At 66.7% G+C, this 1,583-nt stretch carries 1 protein-coding gene and 1 pseudogene; one reads left to right on the top strand and one right to left on the bottom strand.

The window, feature by feature from the left end; translation table 11 throughout:
* Positions 1-401: 401 nt before the first annotated feature.
* Positions 402-611 carry a hypothetical protein gene (locus tag ACWC09_RS52595; RefSeq protein ID WP_450859424.1) on the bottom strand — a complete coding sequence of 70 codons (210 nt, stop codon included), beginning with the start codon at positions 609-611 and terminating at the stop codon, positions 402-404.
* Between the two features lie 31 nt (positions 612-642).
* Between ACWC09_RS52595 and ACWC09_RS52600 the strand changes: the two are divergent.
* Positions 643-1,137 (top strand): annotated as a pseudogene (locus ACWC09_RS52600) (tyrosine-type recombinase/integrase); the annotation flags it as partial.
* Between the last annotated feature and the right edge of the window lie 446 nt (positions 1,138-1,583).

A 1,583-nucleotide genomic window follows, 5' to 3' on the forward strand; every position in this document is an offset into this window, starting at 1 on the left:
CCACCCCCCAGGTCATCCGTTCGACAGGGGGCAACAGTCATGCCGGGCCCGGAGGCCAGCGGCCCTCTTGCAGGACCGCAAAAAACATAACGGGGCGCCGTGGCGCACCGGACCCTCGTGGGCAAGGGCCCGGTGACGCGGGATCACGGCCGAAGACCGGTTCCCGGAACGCTCAGTTGCGGTGGCCGCGCTTCAACTCGCCTATGAACGCGGCCCAGGAGGCCGTCACGAAGGTCAGCTTCCGAGTCCACTTGACCTTGAACGATGTCACGGACCCGGCACACGATCGAAGCCTTGACGGTCGACGGCGGTCAAGGAAACGGCGGTCAACGACATGACCTGGCAGCCTCGGCCTGATCGTGTCGGGCAGGGACTCTTCCGTCGGACTTCGAGCGGTGTGATCAGCCGCCGCCGAGGTTGCCGGACAGCACCCACGACGCCGTTGATCCGGTCTCGGCGATGTAGGTGCAGGCGAGGCCCCTCCCGCCCCTCCCGCCCCTCGCGGCCTTCGCCGCGAGGCACTGCGCCTCGGTCTTGTACGAGCCGAACGTCTGGGCACTGGCAGGTGTGGCGATACCGATCCCCACACCACAGGCCACCGCGACACTCACAACCCCATCCAGGAGGCCCTTCTTGGCTGACGTGTACGACCGCTGGCACAGGTCCCACCCCAAGCCCGCCGAGGCCGAGTGCGGCGAACACAAGAGCCGTACGAAGCGGATGGTCCCCACCGCCGACCTTGGCATCGGCAAGCGCTGGCAGGTCCGTTACCGCGACCTGGATGGCCATCAGCGCAAGGAGAACTTCCACACGAAGGCCGAGGCGGACAACCGCGCCGACGACGTCGACGTCGAGATCCGGCGTGGCTCCTACGTCGTCCCGGCCGAGACGAAGCAGACGCTCGGTGCTTACGCGCAGAAGTGGCTCGACGCGAACTCCGTCGGCCCGACGGCCGCACTCCGCTACGAGGCGACGGTCCGCAACCACATCGTTGAGCACCTCGGCGGACGTGAGCTGCGGTCCCTCAACCAGCCCTCGATCATTCAGGGTTGGATTCGCACGCTCCGGGACGTCGAACTGGAGGTATCAACGATCGAGGGCATCTTCGACGTCCTCTCCAGCATCCTCGGCATGGCGGAGCGCGTAAGGCGCCCGGCTTCCCGCTACCAGCGGCGCTCTCCACAGCAGTGTCCTTCCCGCAACGGAACTCACTCGCCGCCAACGCTGCCCGTAGAGCGGGCACCCAAGCAGTTCGCGGAAGCCTGCGGGATCATGTGTGGCGCGAGGTTTGCCAAGTGCCCGACGATTCTGGCGCATGCCCCTGACGATGGGCAATGTTGAATGCACAACGCGTCACCGGCCTCAGTCGAGGCACGCGCAGTACCGGCACGGGCCGAGCATCAGTTGCGGGGAATGTTCCCCGCCCAGGTCAGTGCCTTGATCACAACCCATGTGCCCAGACTGTGCCCTGGCCGCCTGACGGCCCCACCCCGGCACCAAAAAGGGCGAGGCCCGAAGACCCCGCCCGATCCGCAAGAAATCCCAGGTCACGGCCAGACAAGGCAATAGGGCTGATGCCCCGC

This window comes from Streptomyces sp. NPDC001617 (assembly GCF_053596855.1).